This window comes from Bacillus sp. FSL K6-6540 (assembly GCF_038007545.1).
Window position 1 is genome coordinate 241,673 of the sequence record NZ_JBBOXH010000002.1, and the last position, 24,475, is coordinate 266,147.

Annotated in this window: 22 protein-coding genes and 1 pseudogene; 6 read left to right on the top strand and 17 right to left on the bottom strand. The window is 43.6% G+C overall.

All coding sequences use genetic code 11. The annotated features are described in order from the left end of the window. Position 1: 1 nt before the first annotated feature. On the bottom strand, positions 2 to 748 hold the full coding sequence (gene pchC, locus MHH82_RS33645) for a cyclo(L-leucyl-L-leucyl) synthase (protein WP_021480699.1): 747 nt from the start codon (positions 746 to 748) through the stop codon (positions 2 to 4). 425 nt (positions 749 to 1,173) lie between these two features. Here pchC and pchR point away from each other — a divergent pair, with 425 nt between their 5' ends. Next, on the top strand, positions 1,174 to 1,683 hold the full coding sequence (pchR, locus tag MHH82_RS33650) for a pulcherriminic acid biosynthesis transcriptional regulator PchR (RefSeq protein WP_041850480.1): 510 nt from the start codon (positions 1,174 to 1,176) through the stop codon (positions 1,681 to 1,683). A 20-nt stretch (positions 1,684 to 1,703) separates the two neighbouring features. Continuing rightward, a complete protein-coding gene (locus tag MHH82_RS33655; RefSeq protein ID WP_003228068.1) occupies positions 1,704 to 2,915 on the top strand; it encodes an MFS transporter in 1,212 nt (403 codons plus the stop codon). Between the two features lie 27 nt (positions 2,916 to 2,942). Here the strand turns inward: MHH82_RS33655 and MHH82_RS33660 are convergent, their stop codons facing one another. The 4 genes from MHH82_RS33660 to yvlA are packed head-to-tail and all read right to left on the bottom strand — an operon-like array spanning position 2,943 to position 4,954. Further along, positions 2,943 to 3,302 carry a phage holin family protein gene (locus tag MHH82_RS33660; protein ID WP_003228066.1) on the bottom strand — a complete coding sequence of 120 codons (360 nt, stop codon included), beginning with the start codon at positions 3,300 to 3,302 and terminating at the stop codon, positions 2,943 to 2,945. A 1-nt stretch (position 3,303) separates the two neighbouring features. After that, on the bottom strand, positions 3,304 to 3,501 hold the full coding sequence (locus MHH82_RS33665; protein ID WP_003228065.1) for a PspC domain-containing protein: 198 nt from the start codon (positions 3,499 to 3,501) through the stop codon (positions 3,304 to 3,306). A gap of 4 nt (positions 3,502 to 3,505) precedes the next feature. After that, a complete protein-coding gene (locus tag MHH82_RS33670; RefSeq protein WP_014478112.1) occupies positions 3,506 to 4,603 on the bottom strand; it encodes a DUF4097 family beta strand repeat-containing protein in 1,098 nt (365 codons plus the stop codon). Positions 4,604 to 4,627: 24 nt separating this feature from the next. Next, positions 4,628 to 4,954, bottom strand: a complete 327-nt coding sequence (gene yvlA / locus MHH82_RS33675) for a protein YvlA (RefSeq protein ID WP_032726939.1) — start codon at positions 4,952 to 4,954, stop codon at positions 4,628 to 4,630. Between the two features lie 217 nt (positions 4,955 to 5,171). Here yvlA and MHH82_RS33680 point away from each other — a divergent pair, with 217 nt between their 5' ends. Next, the gene (locus MHH82_RS33680) at positions 5,172 to 5,402 is read left to right on the top strand and encodes a hypothetical protein (protein ID WP_003235419.1); all 231 of its coding nucleotides are present in this window, start codon (positions 5,172 to 5,174) and stop codon (positions 5,400 to 5,402) included. Between the two features lie 198 nt (positions 5,403 to 5,600). Here the strand turns inward: MHH82_RS33680 and MHH82_RS33685 are convergent. The 4 genes and pseudogenes from MHH82_RS33685 to MHH82_RS33700 all read right to left on the bottom strand — a co-directional run. Next, positions 5,601 to 6,152, bottom strand: a pseudogene (locus MHH82_RS33685) (flagellin); the annotation flags it as partial. A gap of 92 nt (positions 6,153 to 6,244) precedes the next feature. After that, positions 6,245 to 9,118 carry an excinuclease ABC subunit UvrA gene (gene uvrA, locus MHH82_RS33690; RefSeq protein ID WP_003228057.1) on the bottom strand — a complete coding sequence of 958 codons (2,874 nt, stop codon included), beginning with the start codon at positions 9,116 to 9,118 and terminating at the stop codon, positions 6,245 to 6,247. A 7-nt stretch (positions 9,119 to 9,125) separates the two neighbouring features. Next, positions 9,126 to 11,111 (bottom strand): excinuclease ABC subunit UvrB, encoded by a 1,986-nt coding sequence (uvrB, locus tag MHH82_RS33695; protein ID WP_003228054.1) that lies wholly within the window; start codon positions 11,109 to 11,111, stop codon positions 9,126 to 9,128. A 185-nt stretch (positions 11,112 to 11,296) separates the two neighbouring features. Next, the gene (locus tag MHH82_RS33700) at positions 11,297 to 11,527 is read right to left on the bottom strand and encodes a CsbA family protein (RefSeq protein ID WP_003228053.1); all 231 of its coding nucleotides are present in this window, start codon (positions 11,525 to 11,527) and stop codon (positions 11,297 to 11,299) included. Positions 11,528 to 11,972: 445 nt separating this feature from the next. On the opposite strand from MHH82_RS33700, the gene MHH82_RS33705 reads away from it, so the two are divergent. The 3 genes from MHH82_RS33705 (at position 11,973) to MHH82_RS33715 (ending at position 16,478) form a co-directional block, all read left to right on the top strand. Continuing rightward, entirely contained in the window at positions 11,973 to 14,468 is a 2,496-nt protein-coding gene (locus MHH82_RS33705) for a PEP/pyruvate-binding domain-containing protein (RefSeq protein WP_072175111.1), read from the top strand. A 75-nt stretch (positions 14,469 to 14,543) separates the two neighbouring features. After that, entirely contained in the window at positions 14,544 to 15,113 is a 570-nt protein-coding gene (locus tag MHH82_RS33710; protein WP_072175112.1) for a TetR/AcrR family transcriptional regulator, read from the top strand. Positions 15,114 to 15,143: 30 nt separating this feature from the next. Continuing rightward, on the top strand, positions 15,144 to 16,478 hold the full coding sequence (locus MHH82_RS33715; RefSeq protein ID WP_032726943.1) for an MFS transporter: 1,335 nt from the start codon (positions 15,144 to 15,146) through the stop codon (positions 16,476 to 16,478). Positions 16,479 to 16,525: 47 nt separating this feature from the next. On the opposite strand, the gene minJ is transcribed toward MHH82_RS33715, so the two are convergent. The 8 genes from minJ to prfB form a co-directional block, all read right to left on the bottom strand. Further along, a complete protein-coding gene (gene minJ / locus MHH82_RS33720; protein ID WP_046160900.1) occupies positions 16,526 to 17,719 on the bottom strand; it encodes a cell division topological determinant MinJ in 1,194 nt (397 codons plus the stop codon). 78 nt (positions 17,720 to 17,797) lie between these two features. Further along, on the bottom strand, positions 17,798 to 18,151 hold the full coding sequence (gene swrA / locus MHH82_RS33725; RefSeq protein ID WP_015251121.1) for a swarming motility protein SwrAA: 354 nt from the start codon (positions 18,149 to 18,151) through the stop codon (positions 17,798 to 17,800). Between the two features lie 383 nt (positions 18,152 to 18,534). Continuing rightward, positions 18,535 to 19,977 (bottom strand): carboxy-terminal processing protease CtpB, encoded by a 1,443-nt coding sequence (gene ctpB, locus MHH82_RS33730; RefSeq protein ID WP_014481034.1) that lies wholly within the window; start codon positions 19,975 to 19,977, stop codon positions 18,535 to 18,537. A gap of 139 nt (positions 19,978 to 20,116) precedes the next feature. After that, entirely contained in the window at positions 20,117 to 21,007 is an 891-nt protein-coding gene (gene ftsX, locus MHH82_RS33735; protein ID WP_009968247.1) for a permease-like cell division protein FtsX, read from the bottom strand. Further along, positions 21,000 to 21,686: a cell division ATP-binding protein FtsE gene (gene ftsE / locus MHH82_RS33740; RefSeq protein ID WP_003228039.1), complete on the bottom strand. Its 687-nt coding sequence runs from the start codon at positions 21,684 to 21,686 to the stop codon at positions 21,000 to 21,002. Before ftsE ends, ftsX begins: the two co-directional genes overlap by 8 nt. Before the next feature lie 233 nt (positions 21,687 to 21,919). Beyond that, entirely contained in the window at positions 21,920 to 22,258 is a 339-nt protein-coding gene (gene cccB, locus MHH82_RS33745) for a cytochrome c551 (RefSeq protein ID WP_021480707.1), read from the bottom strand. 48 nt (positions 22,259 to 22,306) lie between these two features. After that, positions 22,307 to 23,152, bottom strand: coding sequence for a YitT family protein (locus tag MHH82_RS33750; protein WP_049140380.1), 846 nt, complete (start codon positions 23,150 to 23,152; stop codon positions 22,307 to 22,309). A 165-nt stretch (positions 23,153 to 23,317) separates the two neighbouring features. Continuing rightward, positions 23,318 to 24,419 (bottom strand): peptide chain release factor 2 gene (gene prfB / locus MHH82_RS33755; RefSeq protein ID WP_010886623.1). Its coding sequence is split into 2 segments (ribosomal slippage): positions 23,318 to 24,346 and positions 24,348 to 24,419, totalling 1,101 coding nucleotides; the frame shifts between segments, so codons are not numbered across the junction. Between the last annotated feature and the right edge of the window lie 56 nt (positions 24,420 to 24,475).

Consider the following 24,475-nt stretch of genomic DNA (forward strand, 5'->3'; position numbering starts at 1 on the left):
ATCATCCTTCACATGTGATCCGTTTCTCAGAAAGCATCTGCGCCATTTCCTGTACAATGAGATACCCTTGATTCGGCCGCATACAAATAGAAAATTCATGGTTACTGATCTTCTCACCGAGCTTCCACGGACGATGATAAGCAAGGAGCGTCTCTTCCACCTCTAAAATATCCGGAGCTCCGATAAAAAACGGCAGCTCAGCTATGACATATTCCACAGCCAAATTCAGCATATCCTCACTGACTTCTTCCATCATCAAACTGACGCCCCGTGCACGCCCGATTATCGCTTCACGAGACATGTCCAAACAAGCATGTCGAAAATGAGGCTGCTCAAAAAAAGCATGTTCAACTTCTTGTCTCAACAGCTGGTAGGCTTTGTTATCCATAAAATCAGAAAATGTATGAATCGCCTTCGGATCCCCGCCATGAGCCACAAGAGCTCTTTCTGCAAATCTCCTGTTTCGTGATACCTCTTTCCTTACTTTTCGTTCAGCCTTTCCTCTCGGAGTTCCAAGCGCTTCTAGAAGATTAGCGGCCTCATGCCCCGCAAGTAAAACAGAAACGCTTTTAAATTGAGCTTTCGCCCATCCAATTAATCTGTAAATATAATCCTCTGAAAACCTGCTGTTAAATGGGCTGATCCCCACCAAAACATGCCTGCGCCGTTCAAATATTTCTCTGCAGTTTTCCGTTAATGGCTCAGCAATAAAATGCACAGACCTTCTTTCCGTTACCATTCCGGTCATCTCATTCACCCCTAAAACTTATCCCGCTTTAAGTCATCACCCTCAAATACAAGATGGAATAGCTAGAACAACTGAACAAGACGAATGGCAGGCATCACTTAAAGTTTCCAAATGTTTTTTAAGATTTTAATAATCATTTTCAATACCCATATCATGATAAATGTTTACTAGTAAACATTAGTCATTTTATCCCTTTTCCTTCCAAACGTCAATATGATCTGTGCCCAAATATTTGAAAATAAATGTAAACATCACATTTTCCACACACTTTTTACACGCATATTCAGCATGACATATCAACAAATAGTCTAAACACCAACAATTGACAACGAAAACAAGAAAAGATAAAATAAAATTGTTCACCAGTAAACGATTTGTTTTATTGTTTCATCGTAAACTATTATTCCTAAGAAAGAAGGTAGCCTATGTCTGATTTGACAAAACAGATGATATACGACATATACGTGAGACTGCTGCACCTTAATGAACAAAAAGCGAACACTTTACTTCAGCAATTTTTTAAGGAGGCCGCAGAAGAAGATGTAGCTGAAATTCCCAAAAATATGACAAGCATTCACGTCATTGACTGCATCGGCCAGCATGAACCCATTAACAATGCGGGGATTGCCAGAAAAATGAACTTATCGAAAGCGAATGTAACGAAAATCAGCACAAAACTGATCAAGGAAGAATTCATTAACAGCTATCAGCTGACAGATAACAAAAAAGAAGTTTATTTTAAATTAACCCGTAAAGGCAGACGGATTTTCGACTTACATGAGAAACTGCATAAAAAAAAGGAGCTGGCTTTTTACCAATTCCTCGATTCATTTTCACAAGAAGAACAAAAGGCTGTATTGAAGTTTCTAGAGCAGTTGACGTCAACACTTGAAGCAGAACAAACCGATGGGACTCCGGACAAACCTGTAAAGTAAACAAAAAGGCGGTGTACACTTTGGCTCATACAAAATCAAAGGCAGTATTGATCTTATACACTGTTTGCTTCAGTGCATTTTTTGCATCTTTAAGCCAGAACATTTATTCACCTATTCTTCCGATCATTAAAGAATCATTCCATGTTTCCACAGCTATGGTGAACCTGTCAGTCTCAGTTTTTATGATTGTGACAGCAATAATGCAAATTATATTAGGAGCGATCATTGATTTTAAAGGCGCTCGGATCGTCTTGATTACCGGTATTCTGGCAACGGCAGCAGCCAGCATCGGCTGTGCGGTGACTACTGACTTTACTTTGTTTCTGATATTCAGAATGATACAGGCAGCCGGTTCCGCAGCACTGCCTCTTATTGCTGCCACAACGATCGGACAGCTGTTTACAGGCAATGAACGCGGGAGTGCAATGGGAACGTATCAAATGCTCCTGTCTGTCGCACCGGCTATTGCCCCAGTTCTAGGAGGATTCATAGGCGGAGCAGCCGGATACGAAGGGATTTTTTGGATACTTGCGGCCATCTCGATCGTTTTGCTGGTGACAAACAGCATCACCTTTCCTAAAGATTCTCCAACTGAATCTATGCAGCAAGCCAAAGGCAATGTGTTCGCTCATTATAAATCAATATTTACAAATCGAACAGGGAACGTCATTTTGACTTTAAGTTTTGTTCTCTTTTTCATTTATTTTGCAGTAATTGTCTACCTCCCAATATTGCTGACAGAGCATTACCATATAGATGTGGGTATAGCAGGACTGTTATATTTGCCGCTGGCGCTGAGCACGATTGCAGGTACGTTTCTGTTTAAAAGAATACAGGCAAAAATCGGGCTGCACACCTTGTTTATCGGAAGCAATGTGATTGCCGCCTGCAGCATCATTTTATTTGCTGTTACACATTCCGTTTCTCTCGTTCTCATGGCTCTGACGCTGGCACTGTTTGGCATCTCGATGGGGGTTATTCCTCCCTTGTACTCTACAATGATTACTAATGAATTTGAGCACAACAGAGGGAGTGCAATCGGAATGTTTAACTTTATCCGATATACAGGCATGGCAGCAGGTCCGATGGTATCTGCCTACTTGCTCACAATGATGCCGTCTGCCATGTCCTTTAGCCTCCTAGGCCTTGGATTTGCCGCATTGAGCTTTTGCCTTCTTCCGCCAATGTTTTCGCCGCAGAAGCGCACGAAACAAAAAAAGCACCACATGTAAAAAAGCTGCCTTTGCGGGCAGCTTTTTTTATTTTTTTCTAAGCGGCTCTAAAATGCCTTTTTGAATCAGCAAATGGAAGACCGACAGGATAACGGATGCCCATATCGCTGTGCCGAAGCCGTCGATTTGAAAGCTGTCACCCATAATGGACGCGGTCATCATAAGCGTGATGGCGTTAATCACAAACAAGAAGAGTCCAAGCGTCACCATGGTGACCGGCAGTGTAAAGATAATTAAAAGCGGTTTAATCAGCACGTTTAAGATCGATAAAATGAGGCTGGCGATAATCGCTGCCCCAATGCTGCTGATATGGATGGAGTCAATATATCCATCAATGACGATTAATAACAATGCATTGACTAAAATGCTGACTGCCCATTTTACCATGTCATTTCATATCCCTTTCTGACGGGACGATAAAAATCCAAATGATATAAATGAGCAAAACCGGCAAGACACTTGTCATAATGGCTAAGATGACAGTTATGACTCTGAGGAGTGATGCGTCCCAATTGAAATATTCCGCGAGACCTCCGATAACACCGGCGATTTTCTTATTTTTTTCTGAGCGATAAAGCTTATTCATTCGATCACCTCTGTGAGTACTTTAGTTTGATGGCGCCTGTTAGTGATTCTGAGAAGACGGTGATGTTTTGATCATGTGCCTGATTTGAAGTGAACATCATTTCTTTTTGAATGGTATCATTTTTTTCCTTCAGCATCTCAACATCCATTAATTCATGGGACAGCGAACCAAGATTGCTTTTCAGCTCTGCCTTCACTGCGAGATCGTCCGGAATCGCAAGCTCCACACTTCCAGTCGTTGTTTTTGCATAAATGGAGCGGCAGTCTGATTCTGTTACGTTAATCGCAATATTTCCGTTAAAGCTTTGAACGTCAATGGATTCGCTTTTCCCTCTGAGATCGATCAATCCGTTAATGGTTTCCGCTTCTATCGTTCCGCAGCTGTGGCTGGCGAGCTTAATTTGCCCGTTGGCCGTTTCAGCTATGGCTTTTTCGGCTGTTAAGTGCGAGAACGACAGCACGCCGTTTGTCGTTTTCGCTGAGAACTCTTTTACATGTAAATGTTCCCCTCTGACCGGACCGTTAAACAGCTTCACTCGAATCTTATCATACTCCTTCTGAGGAATATACAAAGTGACATTCGTTTTCATCGTCTTTTTCTCAGTACGGATAAAAAACTTATTTCCTTTGATTTCACATTCAATATGCTGAAGAAATGCGTGTCTCGCCGCATCCTGGCTATCAGCGCGATATACCTTCGCCTGGCATTCCGCTCTGATATCGTCATCTTCCCAAGGAACGATATTCACGCTGCCATTGGCAATTTGTAGCTCAACACTGGAAAAGTCAGTATCTTTAAATTGAAAAATGTGCTGAACATCATACGCATGGCCAAAGTTTAAATCAAGGTCAACTTCCTTGACCTTTTTTACAGCAGAATCAATCCAGTCAAACAGCTTGGCTCCTAAAGACGGCTTGCCGCTTTCTTTTTTTGCCGTTGTAAATGGCTCTTCCTCGTCATGAACGTGAACTGAGAGCGCTGTGATTTTCTCTTCTTTTTCCTTGTAGTCGCTGTCAAGCTTTTCAATCAGTGTCAAAGCTTCTTGTGCTGTAAGCTTTCCTTCCTCAACAAGCTTAAGGATTCGTTCCTTTTCTTGCTTCATTACGATCTCCTCCCCATTGTCTACTTATGCTTCACGCAGGACCTTAATGCCCTGAATCACATTCCAAATGATAATGCCAATGACAACTAAGAAATAAATAACCGCTCCCCCGATGATTACAAATACAGGAAGCAAGCTGTCTCCATCAATCGCAACGGCTCCGCCAAGTAAAGCAATAAAAAGGAACAGCCAGCCGACAAACGGAACTATGTGAGAAATAAGAGAGCGTATCGCATGGCGTTTTGTTTCTTTCTCATTTACAACAAAATAAGCGACAATCGGCACAATGATTGGCGCAATAAACACACTGAAATAACAAAGTGATGCAATAATAGCTTGATTACGGTTCAATTCATTCCACACTCCTATTGTGAATTGTCCATGACAAAAGATCAGGGACGTTTTACTTATTTATACGTTTAAAATCTCTTCAGGTTTCAAATTCATTCTTTAGACATGCTCCGATTTACGGAAATTGGATTTTAAAAAGTTTTAGAAGTAGAATCTTCCGGCTATACCGATTACAATATGTAAAAAGCTTACGGCAACCAAGGAGGCTGGACAAGCAATGGAGAAAGATCCCAGTGACTATACAGTAACACAAGAATCAGTGTTAAAGCTGATTCATGAACAAAAAAGAATGAATCGTGAAATGATCGCCGAGCTTGAGCAGATTCACGGACCCTTCCCGATCTCTCACGATATCCAATATATAAAAGTGCTGCTCGACAGCAGCAACACGCATATTGTTCAAGATTTAATGAGTGTAAGTAAGCAGCTGTATAAGAAGACTTTGTAATTGCGGAAAACATATCATTCATTATAACTGAAACAAAGTTAAAGGTTAGATGACAATATCTTGCCTTTTTTGTTTTGAAAAAACAAGTGATTCCCTGGCTGTCACAAAATGATTGTAACAAAAAAAGCCTGCCGGCACATCCAGTTAATGGACTCTGTCGGCAAGCTGTAACTATCAGAAAGAGATAGCCGTTCAAAATTAACGTAACAATTGAAGCACGTTTTGCGGCTGTTGGTTTGCTTGAGCAAGCATCGCTTGAGAAGCTTGAGAAAGAATGTTGTTCTTTGTGAAATCGCTCATTTCTTTCGCCATGTCAACGTCACGGATGCGAGACTCAGCAGCTGTTAAGTTTTCAGAAGAAGCACCAAGGTTGTTGATTGTGTGCTCTAGACGGTTTTGTACCGCACCAAGTTTAGCACGTTGGTTTGAGACATTGTTGATTGCAGTATCAATACTTTCAAGTTGAGTATCAAAAGGAGTATTAGCAAAATCTGTTACATTAAGTGCGTTTACTCCTAAAGCAGTTGATGACATGCTGTCAATGTTAACTGTAAGCTGCTGGCCAGCATTTGCTCCAATTTGGAAAGTGAAACCATCAGTTTCAGTACCATCTAATAACTTTTTGCCGTTGAATTCAGTACGATTTGAAATGCCATCAACTTCCTCAATAAGCGCATCCATTTCATCTTTAATTGCACCAAGATCTTCTGCTTGTTGTGTACCTGTGTTTCCTGCTTGAACAGTAAGTTCACTTCTAAACCTATTATGCCGTAAAGAAAAAGCTTGCCTGCTAAGCCCAAGGATGGACTTGCTGACAAGCTGTCCCCTCTTAACAGAGGGTTTTAAGATGTAGCTGTTTCTTTCGCTTTCAAGAGCGATTTCATGCGTGTTTTGTCACGTTCGATAACAGGCTTCAAATAACGGCCTGTATATGATTCTTCCACTTCAGTGATTTCCTCAGGCGTTCCTGACGCGACAATGGTTCCGCCCCCGGCTCCGCCTTCCGGGCCCAAATCCACAATGTAATCGGCTGTCTTAATGATATCAAGGTTGTGCTCAATAACAAGTACAGTGTCTCCGTTGTCTACCAACCGTTGTAGCACGACAAGAAGCCTGGCGATATCGTCGACATGCAAACCTGTCGTTGGCTCATCTAAAATGTAGAGCGTGCGTCCGGTCGAGCGTTTGTGCAGCTCTGACGCGAGCTTCACGCGCTGCGCTTCTCCGCCTGACAAGGTCGTCGCCGGCTGGCCGAGCGTAATATAACCTAAACCAACATCATAAAGGGTTTGGAGCTTGCGTTTGATTTTCGGGATATTTTCAAAGAAAGAAAGAGCATCTTCAACCGTCATATCAAGCACATCAGAGATGCTTTTTCCTTTGTACGTCACTTCAAGCGTTTCACGGTTATAGCGTTTGCCGTGACACACCTCGCATGGAACGTATACGTCAGGAAGGAAGTGCATTTCAATTTTAATAATCCCGTCTCCGCGGCAGGCTTCACATCGTCCGCCCTTCACGTTGAAGCTGAAACGGCCTTTTTTATAGCCGCGGACCTTCGCTTCATTTGTCTGCGCGAATACATCACGAATGTCATCAAATACACCGGTGTATGTCGCAGGGTTGGATCTCGGCGTTCTTCCAATTGGCGCCTGGTCAATGTCAATGACTTTGTCTAAATGATCCAAACCTTTAATCTCTTTATGGCTGCCGGGCTTCGCTTTCGCTTTATGAAGCTTTTGCGCCAGCGCCTTATGCAAAATTTCATTAACGAGTGTACTCTTTCCTGAACCGGAAACACCTGTAACTGCTGTAAACGTCCCAAGCGGGAACTTGGCATTCACTTTTTTCAGGTTGTTTTCTGAAGCACCTTTAATTTCAATGTAACGTCCGTCCGGCTTTCTTCTTTCAGGAGGCAATGGGATAAACTTTTTCCCTGATAAATAGCTGCCCGTTAATGAGTTTGGATCTTCCATCACTTCTTCCGGCGTACCCGCAGATATCACCTGTCCGCCGTGAATGCCGGCTCCCGGTCCAATATCTATTAAATAATCTGCTGCCATCATCGTGTCCTCATCATGTTCGACAACAATCAGCGTGTTCCCGAGGTCTCTCATATTTTTCAGAGCGCTGATCAAGCGGTCGTTATCACGCTGATGCAGACCGATAGACGGCTCATCTAAAATATAAAGCACACCGGATAAACGCGAGCCAATTTGAGTCGCCAGCCTGATGCGCTGTGCCTCTCCCCCGGACAATGTACCCGCTGCCCTGCTCAATGTCAGGTAATCGAGGCCGACTTTGTCCAGAAAGCTTAAGCGCTCCACAATTTCGCGCAAAATCAAATTGGCGATCTGCATATCCTTCTCAGAAAGGGTAAGGTCTTTAAAGAAGGCAAGTGCGTCGGCGACAGACAGCTCGGTAATTTTTCCAATGTGGCGGCCGTCAATCAGTACGGCAAGCGCCTCTTTCTTTAACCGATAGCCTTTGCACGTCGGACAAGACTTCTGAGACATATACTGCTCCATTTGCTCACGTATGAAATCGGAGCCTGTCTCCTTATAGCGTCTTTCAATGTTGCGCAATACGCCTTCAAATTGAATTTCACCTTCGCGGATTTGTCCAAAATCATTTTCATATCGGAAATAAATCAGGTCATCTCCGCTGCCGTACAGCACTTTATCCAGTTGATGCTTCGGCAAATCTTTGACCGGCACATCCATATCAATCCCGTAGTGGGTGCAGACTGCCTCAAGCAGCTGAGGATAATATTGTGAGCTGATCGGTGTCCAAGGGGCGACCGCATTCTCCTTCAATGACAAATCTTGATTGGGAATGACAAGATCGGCATCCACTTCAAGCTTCATTCCGAGACCGTCACACGTCGGACACGCCCCGAACGGACTGTTAAACGAAAACAGACGCGGCTCAAGCTCACCAATTGAAAATCCGCAGTGCGGACAGGCATGATGCTCGCTGAACATCAGCTCTTCCTCACCGATGACATCGATCATAACCCGTCCTTCACCTAAACGGAGCGCCGTTTCCAATGAATCAGACAGCCGGGCTGCCACGCCTTCTTTCACCACAATCCGGTCAATGACTACCTCAATGGAATGCTTCTTGTTCTTTTCTAATTCGATATCGTCGGAAAGCTCAGCCATCTCGCCGTCAATTCTGACTCTGACATAGCCTTGTTTTCTAATCTGTTCAAGCACTTTGACATGAGCGCCTTTTCGGCCCGAGACAATCGGCGCCAGCACCTGAAGCTTCGTCCGTTCCGGGTATTCCAGAATTCTGTCCACCATTTGCTCGATGGTCTGGGATGTAATCTCAATTCCGTGCTCCGGACAATGAGGCTTCCCTACTCTCGCATATAAAAGACGCAGATAATCATAAATCTCAGTTACCGTACCGACAGTAGACCTCGGATTACGGCTTGTTGTTTTCTGATCAATGCTGATGGCGGGAGAGAGCCCCTCAATTGCATCCACATCAGGCTTATCCATTTGCCCTAAAAACTGGCGGGCATAAGCAGACAGCGACTCGACATACCGTCTCTGTCCTTCAGCATATATCGTGTCAAAGGCAAGGGAGGATTTACCTGATCCGGACAAACCCGTGACAACGACAAGCTGATCTCTCGGAATCGTTACATCTATATTTTTCAGGTTATGCGCCCTGGCTCCCTTCACCTCTATCCGATCCATAGCCATTTGTTCATCATCCTTCCGCTTTTAGCTCTAAAAGTAAATCGCGAAGCTCCGCGGCTCTCTCAAAGTCAAGCGCCTTGGCGGCTTCCTTCATTTCATGCTCCATCTGTTCAACGACTTTCTGGCGTTCTTTCTTCGTCATTTTCGACAGCTTCGGCGCGGCTTTTGTTTTGTATTCCGCTTTATCCTCAGCTGCTACTGTGGCACGAATGACATCGCGAATTTCTTTATTTATCGTTTTCGGCGTAATGCCGTGCTCTTCATTAAACCGCTCCTGCTGCTCGCGGCGGCGTTTTGTTTCATTAATCGCAATTTCCATAGACTTCGTTATTTTATCGGCGTACATAATGACGCGGCCTTCCGCATTTCTCGCTGCCCGTCCGATGGTCTGGATCAGCGACCGCTCCGAACGAAGGAAACCTTCCTTATCCGCATCCAAAATCGCAACAAGGGATACTTCGGGAATGTCCAAACCTTCCCTCAGCAGGTTGATGCCGACAAGCACATCGTACTTGCCAAGGCGCAGGTCGCGGATAATTTCAATCCGTTCAAGCGTCTTGATTTCAGAATGCAGATAGTTTACTTTAATGCCGATTTCCTTTAAATAATCGGTCAGATCCTCTGACATCTTCTTCGTCAAAGTTGTCACAAGCACCCGTTCATTTCGCTCGATTCTTGCTTGAATTTCGCCGATCAAGTCGTCAATCTGACCTTCGATTGGACGGACGTCAATAAGCGGGTCAAGAAGCCCCGTCGGACGAATGATCTGTTCGACCATTTCATCTGTATGTTCAATCTCGTACGGCCCTGGTGTTGCTGATACATACACGATATTGTGCATATGCTTTTCAAATTCCTCAAAACGAAGCGGACGGTTATCAAGCGCTGATGGAAGCCGGAAGCCGTGATCCACGAGCACCTGTTTCCGCGCCTGGTCTCCGTTAAACATGCCGCGCACCTGGGGAATTGTCACATGCGACTCATCCACCACGATCATAAAATCGTCTGGGAAATAATCAAGAAGCGTATACGGCGTTGAACCTGGAGGCCGCAGAGTCAAATGTCTTGAATAGTTCTCGATGCCGGAGCAGAAACCCATTTCACGCATCATTTCAAGATCATATCTTGTCCGCTGCTCTAAACGCTGCGCTTCAAGGAGCTTTCCGTTTTCGTGCATGACCTTCAGCTGCTCCTCAAGCTCCTTCTCGATATTTTGAATCGCCTTCTCCATTTTCTCGGCCCGCGTTACGAAGTGGGATGCCGGGAAAATCGCAACATGATCTCGGTCGCCGAGAATTTCTCCTGTCAGCGCATCCACTTCCCGAATCCGTTCGATTTCGTCACCGAAAAATTCAACTCTGATACAATGCTCATCACGGGATGCCGGAAAGATTTCCACTACATCCCCGCGCACACGAAATGTACCGCGCTGAAAGTCGATATCGTTGCGGGCATATTGGATGTCTACAAGTTTTCTGAGCAGCTCATTGCGCTCAATTTCCATTTCAGTCCGCAGTGACACGACCATTTCCCGGTATTCCTCAGGCGAACCGAGGCCGTATATACAAGACACACTCGCAATAATAATGACATCTCTGCGCTCAAACAAAGCTGATGTGGCGGAGTGTCTCAGTTTATCAATTTCATCATTAATACTAGCGTCTTTCTCTATAAATGTATCCGTTTGAGGCACATACGCCTCCGGCTGATAATAATCATAGTAGCTGACAAAATACTCGACAGCATTGTTCGGAAAAAATTCCTTGAACTCACTGTAAAGCTGTCCAGCAAGGGTTTTGTTATGGGCAATCACGAGAGTCGGCTTATTGACTTCTTTAATCAAATTAGACACCGTAAATGTTTTCCCAGTTCCTGTCGCACCCAGCAGAGTCTGATGCTTCTTGCCCTCCTGAATTCCTTTCACAAGCTTTTCAATGGCTTTCGGCTGATCTCCCTGGGGCTGATATTTCGAGACTAACTCAAAGCGATCTTTCACAAAAATAAGCCTCCGTTTCTTTAACGAAATCTTCCTATAGATATAGTAACACAATGGAAAGCAAAATCACTAAAAATACGAACTAAAGTTCGGTGGTTTTTTATTTCCAGCTGTTTTTGTGTATAAAAAACCTGCTTTTAAATCGTAAAAGCAGGTATTCAGTCTTTATATTCATTATGTCCGATTTATTCTTCTTTTTTCTCTGCAGCTTTTTTGGCCATGTACAGTCCGCCAGCCACAAGAGACACAACATCCAATCCTACAATAAAATACGTTTCTGTATAGCCTTTTAAATAAGAGGCAAACAGCAATGCAGCTGTTAAAGCGATCGCCACATAATGATTAAAGGTGACTCTAGTAAATAGAACAACAAGCATAAAAGGGAAAAACAATGCAAAAACGGCTTTTGTAATCAACAAAAACCCTCCTCAGGGATTCTTCATCTGATCTGATTATAGTAAAAAATGAAGAATCGGACAATCGTGCATTCGCTCCCTCTCCTACACCATACCCCTTTTCAGCCAAAATCAATCACCATATTTGCATTTTGGTGCCGGTCAAAACTTATTCCATGGTGCCGCTGTTCTAATCAGCGGCACTTTTTTTATTACATCATCAAGTCCGCCGCCAGATTCCGAGAATAAAAGAAAATAGGCATACAGTACCAGTACGGCCGCATTTTCCAGGATAATATAACCAACTTAACTATTCATTTTATTTAGGACTTTCTGCGTTTGACAGCATTTTCCTGAAAACCTACAATTGAATGATAGTGTTTACTATCATTTTTTAAACACAGGCTCCGCAATAAAAAGACTAGAGAGAAAAACAAAATGAATGAAGAAAAGAGGGGTTTCAAATATGTATTCTGTTTTATTTCGCCAGGCAGAAGAGTCCAGCCAGCTGGCTGGAGCAAAAGGAATGAATTTGATTAAATTGACCAAACACGGTCTTCCTGTTCCGGACGGGTTTATTATTCAAACGAATGCGCTCGCACGTTTTATGGAGGACAACCAGCTTCAAGAGACTAGTGAAAACGTCGAAAGCGGGATCATTTCTGGAACATTTTCGGATGAGCTGAAAGATGAGCTGACTAGTTCCTTTTATAAGCTTAGAGAATCATATCGATCCGTAGCCGTGCGTTCTTCGTCTGCTTCGGAAGATTTAGAAGGCGCCTCATTCGCGGGTCAATATGAAACCTACTTAAATATCAAAACAGAGGAAGAGTTTCTGGCTAAAGTGAAAGAATGCTGGGCCTCATTTTTTTCTGGGCGGGTCAGCAGCTATAAGAAAAAAATGAACAATCAAATCGCAGAGCCGTTAATGGGAATAGTCGTTCAGGGGCTGATCGATTCAGAAATGTCAGGTGTTATCTTCAGCCGCAACCCTGTTACCCATGATGATAGAGAGCTTTTAATCAGCGCCAGCTACGGGTTGGGTGAAGCTGTTGTTTCAGGAAGTGTTACCCCAGACACGTTCATTGTTAATAAATCTTCGTTTGAGATTCAGAAAGAAATAGGTGCAAAGGAAATCTACATGGAGTCTGCGGCAGAAGGAATTGCTGAAAAAGAAACGAGTGAAGACATGCGCAGCCGTTTTTGCCTTACAGATGAACAAGTGATTGAATTGGCTGAAATCACAAAAAAAACCGAAGACCTGTACGGATATCCTGTCGATATAGAATTTGGAATTGCTGATCATCAAATATACCTTCTGCAAGCTCGCCCGATTACAACCATTGATCAGGACAAAAAGGCGGCAGAAGAAAAACGCAGCTTCATGATTACCGACACTGATATGAATGATTTCTGGCTTAACATGGAATCTAATATTGAAGGTCCGGTGAGTCCGTTATTTTCATCCTTCATCGTGCCGGCATTGGAATATGGCTTGAAGAAGAGCATGCAAAAGTTTCCGATTGGTGTAGTTGTTGATGAAGTAAAACTTTATCGCGGACATATTTATTCCAAAAACCAAGGTGGACAGCAGCCTCCTTCTGAAGACTGCGGCAAAGAGCTTTTCCCGATTTTATCGGAGCATATGTATGACATCATCAATCACACATACCTCCCTTTTTACCGGACACTGGACCAGCTCGCACAAACTGAGCATACCGCAGAAAGCGCACTGGATGCTTTTCAAAAACTAAAGGCCTTTTATCTCACGGCTTATGAAGAGCACTTCAATATCGTTTTCCCGCAAATCCTTTTAACAAACAAACTGCAAGCGATGTATCAGGACATTCAAGGAGAGTCCGAAAACGCTCATTTTTATGAGATGCTGACAGGAAAAATGAACAAATCACTGGAAACGGACAGTTGCTTATGGTTATTTTCTATGGAAGTTCAGGAGAACCCGAACCTTCTGACCATTTTTGAAAACAACAAGCCTGAACAGCTCCAGGAGAAATTAGAACAAACAGATGAGGGAAGACACTTCCTGAAGAACGTCCATGAATTCTTGCAAGAATACGGATGGAGATCTGTTAAAAGTCATGATCTGATTGAACAAATCTGGGTGGAAAATCCGTATTTCGCTCTGGCCAATATTCAAAATTATGTCCGTAATGGCTATCATTTTGACAATGAATTTCAGAAAACGAAAGAAAAACGAGAGAAATTATACAATGAATTCTTGGAAAACATAGAAGATCCCGGTTTGCGCACCGAATTTGACCGCTATTATCAATGGACACTGAACTCTGCAAATATAAAAGATGATCACCACTTTTATATTGACGCCATGCTGGATGCCAAGGCGAGAATCTTTCTGCTGAAGATAGGTGAATTGCTGGCGGAAAACGGTGTCATTCAAGATCGTGAGGACCTTTGGTTCTTATATGACGACGAAGTGGAACAAGCGCTTCTTCACCCTGTATCCCTGCAAGAAAAGGCTGAAAAACGCAGACAGATTTTTCATGAGTATGAGCTGGCCCAAGCCCCTGCCTACCTCGGCACCCCGACAAAAGAACAGCTCAAAGCAGCTGAAGAAATTGTCGGCGCTGTGATAGAGGATGAAAAAAACACAGAGAATCATATTTTTGGCATTGCGGCATCAAGCGGCATTGCGACAGGTCCGGTGAAAATCATTCGGGACGCCAATGAATTTTCTCAATTCGCGCCTGGGGACGTACTCGTTTGCAAGATGACCACACCGCTATGGACCAGCCTGTTTCAAGACGCCAAAGCGATTATTACAGACACAGGCGGCATTTTGTCTCACGCTGCGATTATTGCCCGTGAATACGGCATTCCAGCCGTTCTCGGCACACGCACGGCAACCGAAAGACTGCGAGACGGTGACATCATCACTGTTGACGGAAGCAGCGGCAAAATCACAGTTGTCAGCCGGTCCTGATGCGTCCCCCTCTTTCTTATACAAGCGGGGCGGGTGTATACTTGTCCTGCCAGTATACTCGTGAGGTGAAACGTATTGAGACCGACAAACAAGAGAATCCTTGACGCTGCCATGCAGCTGCTCGTCAAAAAAGGATATCGCGCAACAACTACAAAAGAAATTGCAGAAAAAGCAAATGTAAGTGAAGCGACGATTTTCAGGAACTTTAAAAACAAACAAGGACTAGTTGAGGCTTTGCTTTCTCAGCATTCTTCAAACAGAGGCAGCATTTTGGAACAAACAGAAGGGGATTTGTACAAAGACCTGCTTCATATCGGAACCTGTCTCTTGGAGGAGCTCGAACATAGAAAAGATATCATTAAAATCAGCTTTCGTGAACCGGCCATGTTTCAGGATGTCATTAACCACGTCACTGAATATCCCCAATCTATGAAACAGCTATTGGTTGATTATCTCAAAACGATGGGTGAGAAAGGGGTTATTCAGACAAGAAATGAAGCGGAGAATGCCGACGTGTTCATGTCGATTATCTTCGGTTATTTCATTCACCGTCTCCACTTAGGAGACCGGGTCATATCAATGCCCCAGGAAAAAATGCTGGAGCACAGCACAGCTCTATTTGTCAAAGGAATTTCTGCTGATTAACTCCTTGGCATAATAAAAAGGAGGATCCCAATGAGCTCAAGAAAAGAATGGGCGCTGATCGTCTCGCTATTATTGGGGGCCATTCTGGCTCCCATTAATTCAACGATGATCGCGGTCGCGCTCTCATCTATTTCCCATACGTATAACGAGTCCATCGCAAGCATCACTTGGGTGGTTACCGTTTATTTAATCGTGATGGCAGTCACACAGCCGATTGCAGGAAAGCTCGGTGACATGTACGGCAATAAAACAATGTACTTATGGGGAGTCGGCCTTTTTCTAATCGCATCTCTAGGCTGCGCCCTTTCACCGAGTCTGCTCCTGTTAATTGTTTTTCGGGCATTGCAGGCTGTCGGCGGGGCATTGCTTACGCCAAACAGCATTGCCATTATCCGGCATGTTGTTTCTGAAAAACGCCTACCGAAAGTGTTTGGATTTTTCGGACTGGGTGCGGGACTTGGTGCAGCACTCGGGCCTTTTATCGGCTCTATACTGATTGACAGCTTCAGCTGGCATTCGATTTTTTGGGTCAACATCCCGTTCCTCGCCATTGCTTTATTTACGGCATTAACAATGTTTCCTCAATATAAAGAAAATAAATCTGACGCGCCGCTGGATATCATCGGCTCTCTCTTGCTTGCAGGCAGCATCGTTTCCATTATCCTGCTGACGAAAAATGAGGCTCCATGGGGATATGCGGTATACAGTGTATTGATACTTCTTTTTGTTCCGCTTTTTTTCAGAAGAGAAAAACGTACCAAGCACCCTATCATTGACTTTGCACTGTTTAAAAGCTCAACCTTTACAAATGCGAATCTATCAGTCTTGTTAAGCAATTTGATGATGTATGCCGTCTTATTGATTATGCCGTTATTTATGACGAACCAATTTGGGCTTAATACGTCTAACAGCGGGATGGCGCTTTCTGTATTTTCGATCTTCATGTCAGCCAGCAACTGGGTGGGCGCGCAGCTCCATCACAAATGGGGAGCCAAAAAAATCATTTTTCTTTCATTTGCCATGATGGCTGGTGCGAATCTATTATTTTTGCTGTTAAGCAGCTCGCATTCTGTCTTGTTCCTCATGCTCTCTCTTATCCTTGGCGGGCTCGCTTCCGGAGTCGGTCTGACCAGCATGCAGGTGTCATCCCTTGCCACAGTAGACCCCGGAATGTCAGGAGTGGCATCCGGTATTTTCTCGACCTTCCGTTATTTCGGAAGCATCATTTCATCAGCCTTAATTGGCCTGATTTCGGGATATCACATCCTATTTATGATTCTCTTTGCTGTATCCATCATCGGCGTTTTTGTTTCATTGGGCATCAAATCTGATGAAACGGCACGGATAGAAAAAAACTCAGCGTAACACAAAACAGCCCGGCATCGCATCTTCCTGCGGTGCCGGGCTGCCTTTTATGATCCAGAAGCGACTGCTTCGTCTTCACGGTCATCCTTTACGAAGAGGATGCCCAATTCATGATGTTCTCCTTCATAAGAAGCTCGCTGGTCAAAACGAATTTCTCCATTCAAACCGATAATTTCAAGCTTCACATATGCACGGTTATGCTGAAGCGCTTCATAGAAATCAGAAACATTCTTAACCGGTATGCCATTGACTTTCGTTATGATTTCCCCGATTTTCAATTCCAGGTCCTCAGCCGGCGTATTGGGGATAATCCCAAGCACCATTAAGCCCTGATCCCTTTTCGAGAAATAAAACGGAGCCGCGTTATCATTCACTCTTTGCTTTATGGACAGAAAAATGCGCCCTAACAAAGCAGTACAGACCGCTGCCCCCGCAAGCGGCGTCCACAGTAAGCTCGCTGCACCGAGAACTGCGACGGCAAGACCGAGAATACAAACGCGTTTCGCTGTGATCCTTATACTCGTTTCAGGCAGCGATCCCTGTACCCTTTGTCCAAATCCGACAAAGTAAGGAATCCATAGAAAATGGAATGAGCTGCCGGGAACCGTAAACACGGGCCACCAGCTAAGGTGCGATTCTAAACCATTACCGGGCACGAGAAGGAACAGCGGCAAAAGCCAAACCCGGTTTGCCAGCTGCTGTCCGATCGGCAAACCGCGGCTGCTTACGACAAGCGCCGGTGATGTTCTCACATGCGCAGAACGATAAGCAACCGCTCCTTCAGTGATAATCAGCAAACCTAGAAACACAGCTACAGCCGGCCAAACAACTGCAAATCCTTGCGGAAATCTCTCCAGAAAGGGCTCCGCCTGATATATTTGCAGTCCAAAACCTATCAGCATACTCACACTGACGATATATGCAGCAGACATCCAGTTTGCGCGAAGAGTGAACGCTGCCGCTGCAGTGATAACGGCAATAATCGCAAGTAAACCGAGAGGAATCGATATTCCGAGTCCACCTAAAATAACTGACAAAAGAAGACCTGGAATCAGTCCCTTTGTATATGTAAATTTCAGATCATCATAAATATCTGCTATTCTTGTATGAAAGGTTTTTCGTTCCCGTTTGATTCTTACATAGCCGAAAGCCAGGGTTATGATGATAAAAAACCAGAAAAGCGGGTGTAAGAAGAACAGGCCCGCGCTTTTTAACAGTTCAATTCCCCATTGAACAGACACTATCTCTCACCGCCTCAAGCCAAACATGTTACTTATATTCTATCAAATATTAAATGGCTTGGATATCCTCAGGAGAGTTTATCTCTCTTGCGTCATCCACAGCGTGACATTCGATAGTGAAAAATCCTTTAAATAGTGGTTTACATCCACATCCAATAACCCGCTGATTAGATGCATCGACCTTTTTATATCTGTCAGATTAATTCCTAATCGCTTATGATTTTTCATTAAGTAGTTAAAATAATGTTTGGCGCATTCCTCATTAATGTCATTTACTGATTCGACATTGGTGTAATTGACCAAATATCTGCTGAACAGCATAAGAAGACTTAGTGCTTTTGTAGCTGAAAATGTTACGTCTTGTGTTCTGTCTTTTAATTGTTCCACTAATTCATAATATTTTTTTTCACGCACAATACTTGCCCTCTTCAATTGTGAACCCCCATTTTCTTTATACAGATAAGCACGGGCCAGTATAAGCAGCAGTACTGGAGTGCTAACAAGCATTCTCGCTAACGTTACTCTTTAAATACCTGTCGTTCAGCTGCCATTAACCTGATTACTGTTCTTTTTAGAACCTTCTTATATTGTATGAAGTAAACAAAGACTAGGCAACTTGCAAAAGTTTCATTTTAAATGCATATTAACTCGTTAGAAAGTCTCTCTCATATATTGATATCGGGTAATAACAGTCCTTTATAAATGTTTATTTGTGAAAATTTTTTTAATTTCTTGTCAAAAACTCATTTTTTATGTGACTTATGATCCATAATCTCTTTAAGCACAAAGAAACAGGAGATGGAATACCATCTCCTTTAATTGACAAATAATGATTTCAATGCTGTTTGAAGCTGCAAATCATTTTTTTCATCTGATTTTTTCTTTTCTATCTGCCGGTTTAATGTCTCTGCAGTGCGAGTGTCGATCACACCGGTTTTATTCAGCTTGTTTTGATCCTGAAAAGCCATAACCGCTTTTTTCATGTCTTTGCTGAAATAGCCATCCTCACGTCCCGGATCAAAGCTGAGACCTTTTAACAATACCTGCGCATGCTTGACGTCTTCATTGTTCATGTCCACTTTAAGCGGCTCTTTCAGCTGTAAAGGCCCGGCGGAAAAATAATCAGGCTGCTTAATCGCAATGGTCGGTTCAATTCCTTTCTTATGAATCCAGTTTCCATTTGGCGTCAGCCACTTGTAAAGCGTTAATTTGATGTTGCTGCCGTCCCCCATTGGCACAGCCTGTTGAACCGTTCCCTTTCCAAAAGACGTATCGCCTACAACATCATAATGGCCAGCTTCCTTTAATGCGCCGGCAAGAATTTCTGATGCAGAGGCACTTCCTTTATCCGTAATCACATTGACAGGGTACGCTTTTTTATGGGTCAATGTTGAAAAATAACGTTTTTTATCCCCATTGCGTTCAGCAATCTGAATATACGGCTGATCCTTTGTAACGAAATGCTTAAGAATTTCTTCCACACTTTGAAGATACCCGCCCGGGTTGCCGCGTACATCAATGACAAGTCCTTCTATTTCTTTTTTCTCAAGCTCCCTCAGCGCTTTTGCAAAATCCTCTGCGGTGTGCTCAGAAAAAGTAGAGATGGCAATATATCCGACAGAATGCCCCTGTACTTTTTTCTCTGATGCAAAAACCGTTTCGAGCGGAATCTCAGCTCTCTTGATCCGGAATGACAGCTGCTTCTTCGTTCCAGGCCGCTGAATCTTCATTGAAACGCTGGACCCTTTTTTTCCTCTTATTTTTAACACAGCGTGGTTTAAATCCTTGCCGGCCATCGATTCTCCATTGATGCTGATAATTTCATCATTAGGCTTCAACCCGGCTTTTTCCGCTGGCGATTTCTTGAATGGGGAAACAATAATAATTTTGCCGTCTTCCATGCCAACCTCAGCCCCGATGCCTTCAAATGAGGAATCAAGAGAATCAGAAAATTGCTTAGCTGTCTGCTTATCCATGTAAACAGAATAAGGATCATTTAGCGTAGACAGCATTCCCTGGATGGCTCCCTCGAGCAGCTTTTCTCTATCTACTTTTTCTACGTACTCATTCGAAATTAACTCATACGCTTTTTCGATTTTGTCCATAGCTTTATCCCGTTCAGAGTCAGCTTGTGCCGTCGCGGGAACTGCTGCAGTCTGGGGCTTATCCATCTCAAGCAGGTTGATTCCCGCATATACACCGGCGCCTCCGAACAGCATGCTCCCTGCTGCTATCACAGCCATTATTTTTTGATTCATCCTTTACTCCTCCTGTATGCCAGACTGTCTTTACCAAAACCTAGAGATAGTATATGTAAAGGATGGAGATTTCATGTAATCATAGAAGAAAAAGAAGGCAAATGAAAAGCCGTCCCGAAAGCGGAACGGCTTTTTCACTTTATACTCGCAAAAACTTGCGGATGGAAGTCAGACTTCCCCATACTCCAATTACTGCGCCGATTGCAATCAGCACTAGCGAAACTTGGAATACAAATGGATTATAAGGAAGAAGAGAGACAAATGATCCTTGAACCTTTGGAACGACCCATCCGATGACGTATTGGTAAGTGCTCAGCACCAGTGCAATCGGAATCACAGAACCGAATACGCCTAGCAGCAATCCTTCAAGGAAAAACGGCCAGCGGATAAACCAGTTTGTCGCGCCGACAAGCTTCATGATTTCAATTTCTTTTCTTCTTGCGAAAATTGTAATTTTAATGGTGTTGGAAATTAAGAACATCGCCGTAAATACCAGGCCGATAATTAACGCGATTCCAATGTTGCGGGAAACGCCGACCACTTTAAACAAACGGCTGACCTCTTCTTTTCCATAAGTGACTTTATAAACATGATCCATTTTTTCGATCTTTTTCGCCACGTTCGGCGTATCATGCGGATCTGTCGTTTTGACGACAAACGCATCATTAAGCGGGTTTTCCTGATCCTTCATTGTCAGAGATTTTCCGCTGTCACCAAAACTGTCAACCAGCTGGTCAAGCTCTTTTTCTTTAGATGAAAAAGTAACACTCTGAATGCCCTTCAGTTCCTTAATATCGTTCTGAAGCTTGTCCTGTGCCTTCTGATCTGCAGTCAGATCAATCAGCACTTTGATTTCAACTTGTTTTTCAGCATTCGTGGCCATGTTATTCAAATTCAGCATAATCACTAAAAACACGCCGACTAAAATCAGCGTAACGGTTACAGCACTAATGGATGCAAATGTCATCCATGTGTTTCTCCCGAGAGATTTAAAACTCTCACGCAAGTGGCGCCCGAGAATTTTAATCATATGAACCATACTCCCCTCTTGACTCATCACGCACAATGATACCATCTTCGATTGCAATGACACGTTTCTTCATGGTGTTTACGATTTCTTTATTATGTGTCGCCATCACGACTGTTGTCCCGCGGTTGTTAATTTCCTCCAGCGTCTTCATGACTTCCCAAGACGTATCCGGATCAAGGTTTCCTGTCGGTTCATCAGCAATGACAACATCAGGGTTGTTCACAATTGATCTTGCAATAGATACACGCTGCTGCTCCCCGCCCGAAAGCTGGTCAGGAAATTGTCGCGCTTTATGCTTCAGCTGCACGAGATCAAGCACTTCAAGCACCCGTTTCTTAATGACAGACGGCTGTTCTCCAATCACTTCAAGGGCAAATGCCACATTTTCAAAAACAGTAAGTTTCGGAAGAAGCTTGAAATCCTGAAAGACAACGCCTATTTTTCGGCGCACGAAAGGAATCTCTTTTTCTTTAATTGTTGCGAGATCTTTATGATTGATTAAAATTTGTCCTTTTGTTGGTTTTTCTTCTCTGTAAATCATTTTAATAAAAGTAGATTTACCCGCTCCGCTCGGACCAACAACATACACAAACTCGCCGGGATGAATGGTAACAGAAATCCCATTGAGCGCTTTTACGCCGTTCGGATAGGCTTTATATACTTCCTTCATCTCTATCATGAAATCACCTAATCTTTTATATCATTTTATCTATCACACGGTCATACTCTTCGAATGCATTCGACAATTTATGACCCATTCATTTGTAAAAAGATGAAAAATCTGAAAGTTCCCTTTTTCAATACACTTCATTATACGTCAAATTTAGACATAATACTATTACAGTTTCTTTTCATTCATATTGTCAAGGCATAAAAACATCCTTGCCGGCACTCGGCAAGGATGTTTTTATCTTACTTTTTTTCTGACAGCCATTTGGCAATAACAGCGGCTTCGTTATCCTCTACAAGCCCCTTTGGCATATTGCCGCGGCCGTTTTTAATAATGCTTTCAATTTTGTGTTCATCGTATTTGCCTCCGACCTCTTGGAGATTAGGTCCTGACACACCTTCTAAATCCTTGCCGTGGCAGCCTACGCAGCTTTGCTGATATAATTCTTCCCCTTCAGATGCAGTGGCTTCCGTCTTGCTGCCGGTGTCTGCCTTCTCTTCTTTTGCATCGTTTGATCCGCAGGCAGCCAACAGAACAGAAAGCGCAAATCCAATCATTAGTATCGATAACTTTGATTTCATGTTGAGAAGCACAACTCCTTTACGATCTCTTCCATATTATAACCTCGTTTAAGCGCGTTTGAAACCCTCGCCCAGCACCTCGCTCGCGTCTGCTACAATCACAAAAGCTGACTCATCAATCTGTTTGACGATTTGTTTCAATTTGGTGAATTCAGTTTGCCCAACCACGCACATTAAAATCGGACGGTCATCGTCAGTATATCCGCCGACTGCAGAAATTTTTGTCACGCCTCTGTCAATCTTCTGTAAGACAGCCTCCTTGACAGCCTGCTCCTGCTTTGTAATGATGAGTGCCATTTTTGAACGATTAAAGCCGACTTGCACAACATCAATGGTTTTGCTGGACACATAGACGCCAAGCATGGCATATAAGCCTTGCTCAATATTAAATACGATCATAGCCGTAACAACAATCATTCCGTCAATGATGGCGAGGCACTTCCCCAATGACAGACCGGAGTACTTATGAATGATCTGTGCAGCCAAGGCTGTACCTCCCGTCGACCCTTTCCCTAAGTACACAATACCAATTCCGATACCTATCCCGACACCGCCAAAAATCGCCGCCAAGAGTTCATGATGAGTGGCGGGCTGAATATCCCTTGTCAGAAACACTACTAGCGGCAAAAACACAGAACCTGCAAGCGTCTTTAGTCCAAATTTCCCGCCGAGCAAAATGACGCCAGCAATAAATAAAGGGATATTAATAATCCACTGTACATACGCTGCTTCAAAACCATATGATTGTAAAATCGTACTGATCCCGCTGACACCGCCGGCGGCAATCTTGTTCGGAAGCAAAAATACATTAAAGGACACGGCCGTAATCGCTGCTCCTAACAATATGTATACATAATCCCGCAAAATCCACAATGCTTTATTCCGTACGTCCATCATATATCCTCCGTTTCTTCCAATGCTCTCCGATAGCATTTTAATCCTTCCCTGATTAGATGTAAATAACACCCAAATACAGTGGTAATATGCTAAAGCAGCAGTGAAATCAAGGATATAAGGAATAAAAAAACACACCCGTAAGCATCAGGTGTGTTTTTCAGCTTATGAAAGCTTAGAACGCAGGTAGGCATCAATGAACGTATCAATGTCACCATCCATTACAGCTTGAACGTTCCCCATTTCTGTATTGGTCCGATGGTCTTTTACCATGGAATACGGATGGAATACATAAGAACGGATTTGGCTGCCCCAGCCGATTTCTTTTTGTTCACCGCGAATTTCATCCAGCTCTGCCTGCTGCTCTTCAATTCTGCGCTGATACAGCTTGGCCTTCAGCATTTTCATGGCTCTTTCACGGTTTTTAATTTGTGAGCGCTCCGTTTGGCATGTCACAACTACGTTCGTCGGCAAGTGAGTAATCCGAACGGCTGAATCCGTCGTATTGACGTGCTGTCCGCCCGCGCCGCTTGCACGGTACGTGTCAACTTTAATATCCTCCGTACGAATATCAATATCAATTTCATCGTTAAATTCAGGCATGACTTCACATGAAACGAAAGATGTGTGGCGGCGGCCTGATGAATCAAATGGTGAGATCCGCACAAGACGATGGACACCTTTTTCTGCTTTGAGATACCCGTAAGCGTTGTGTCCTTTGATGAGCAATGTCACTGACTTGATTCCAGCCTCGTCACCTGGAAGGTAATCGAGTGTTTCTACTTTAAAGCCGCGGCGCTCTCCCCATCTTGTATACATTCTAAGAAGCATAGAGCCCCAGTCCTGTGACTCTGTACCGCCAGCACCAGGGTGCAGTTCTAAAATCGCGTTATTTTTATCATACGGCTCGCTGAGAAGAAGCTGAAGCTCAAACTCATTGAACTCTTTTGTTAATGATTTTAGTTCTTTTTCAAGCTCAAGCTGGAGATCAGTGTCCGGCTCTTCTTTCAAAAGATCATGAGTCATTTGTAATTCTTCGTGGGATTCATTCAATTTTTTATACGAATTGACATAATCCTTTAAACCGTTTGCTTCATTTATAACCGTTTGAGCTTTTTGCTGATCATTCCAGAATTCCGGATCAGCCATTTGTTCATCTAGCTCAGCAATGCGGGCCTCCTTTGATTCGAGGTCAAAGAGACCCCCTAAAGTCCGCTAAACGAGAAGCCATATTTTCGAGCTCTGCTCTGATTTCTGATAATTCCATTTCATTCACCTCATTAAAAGATCCGCAGGCGCCTGCAGGCGCCGCGGTCAGTAAAC

What these genes read in the sequence shown, in the direction of transcription:
- MHH82_RS33665 (WP_003228065.1), bottom strand. Translation starts at nt 3,501, where the DNA reads ATGAATAAGCTTTATCGCTCAGAAAAAAATAAGAAAATCGCCGGTGTT.
- ftsE (WP_003228039.1), bottom strand. Translation starts at nt 21,686, where the DNA reads ATGATAGAGATGAAGGAAGTATATAAAGCCTATCCGAACGGCGTAAAA.
- MHH82_RS33715 (WP_032726943.1), top strand. Translation starts at nt 15,144, where the DNA reads ATGAGCTCAAGAAAAGAATGGGCGCTGATCGTCTCGCTATTATTGGGG.
- MHH82_RS33660 (WP_003228066.1), bottom strand. Translation starts at nt 3,302, where the DNA reads ATGGTAAAATGGGCAGTCAGCATTTTAGTCAATGCATTGTTATTAATC.
- MHH82_RS33750 (WP_049140380.1), bottom strand. Translation starts at nt 23,152, where the DNA reads ATGGACGTACGGAATAAAGCATTGTGGATTTTGCGGGATTATGTATAC.
- MHH82_RS33680 (WP_003235419.1), top strand. Translation starts at nt 5,172, where the DNA reads ATGGAGAAAGATCCCAGTGACTATACAGTAACACAAGAATCAGTGTTA.
- ftsX (WP_009968247.1), bottom strand. Translation starts at nt 21,007, where the DNA reads ATGATTAAAATTCTCGGGCGCCACTTGCGTGAGAGTTTTAAATCTCTC.
- cccB (WP_021480707.1), bottom strand. Translation starts at nt 22,258, where the DNA reads ATGAAATCAAAGTTATCGATACTAATGATTGGATTTGCGCTTTCTGTT.
- MHH82_RS33670 (WP_014478112.1), bottom strand. Translation starts at nt 4,603, where the DNA reads ATGAAGCAAGAAAAGGAACGAATCCTTAAGCTTGTTGAGGAAGGAAAG.
- pchC (WP_021480699.1), bottom strand. Translation starts at nt 748, where the DNA reads ATGACCGGAATGGTAACGGAAAGAAGGTCTGTGCATTTTATTGCTGAG.
- ctpB (WP_014481034.1), bottom strand. Translation starts at nt 19,977, where the DNA reads ATGAATCAAAAAATAATGGCTGTGATAGCAGCAGGGAGCATGCTGTTC.
- pchR (WP_041850480.1), top strand. Translation starts at nt 1,174, where the DNA reads ATGTCTGATTTGACAAAACAGATGATATACGACATATACGTGAGACTG.
- MHH82_RS33705 (WP_072175111.1), top strand. Translation starts at nt 11,973, where the DNA reads ATGTATTCTGTTTTATTTCGCCAGGCAGAAGAGTCCAGCCAGCTGGCT.
- uvrA (WP_003228057.1), bottom strand. Translation starts at nt 9,118, where the DNA reads ATGGCTATGGATCGGATAGAGGTGAAGGGAGCCAGGGCGCATAACCTG.